Origin of the sequence: Allokutzneria sp. NRRL B-24872, assembly GCF_002155965.1 — a bacterium.
In the GTDB taxonomy this organism is placed as follows: Bacteria; Actinomycetota; Actinomycetes; order Mycobacteriales; family Pseudonocardiaceae; genus Allokutzneria.
In genome coordinates this window covers 1-528 of the sequence record NZ_MUMH01000365.1, presented here as the reverse complement: position 1 = coordinate 528, position 528 = coordinate 1, and the positions used below count along the sequence as shown (strand labels likewise).

The 528-nt window shown below is 72.2% G+C and carries 1 pseudogene; it reads right to left on the bottom strand.

The features are described 5' to 3' along the window. Nucleotides 1–481 (bottom strand): annotated as a pseudogene (locus tag CCN37_RS38090) (NAD-dependent DNA ligase LigA); the annotation flags it as partial. Between the last annotated feature and the right edge of the window lie 47 nt (nt 482–528).

Genomic DNA, 528 nt, shown 5'->3' with positions numbered 1-528 from the left:
CACCGCGCACCTCCACCCGGCCGGGCGCGTCCACGCGGTCCGGCACCCCGTCGGTCAGCGCGCGCACCAGCGGCGTCACGTCGTCGCCGGTCGTGCCATCGCCCCTGGTCACGGCCCTGGCCAGCCTGCCGTCCTCGTAGACCAGCGCCAGCGACAGGCCGTCGAGCTTCGGCATGACCACCACCGGCTGGCCGGGGAAGCGGTCGAAGAACGCCGCCACCTGCTCCGGCTTGGTCGCCTTCTCCAGCGACAGCATCGGGCGCGAGTGCCGCACCGGCGCGTGCAGCACCGAAGGCGCGCCGACCTGCTCCAGCGGGTTCGGATCGGGCGTCAGCTCCGGGTGCGCCTCGATCAGACCGCGCAACTCGTCCTCGATCGCGTCGTACTCCGCGTCCGCGACCAACGGCGAACCCCGGTAGTAGGCGTCACGCAACGCCACGACCTGGTCCGCAAGCTCTGTAATCCGCTCTCCAACCTGCACGGCCAGGACGCTACCTCCCACCACCGACACCGGGACCGGTCCCGGTG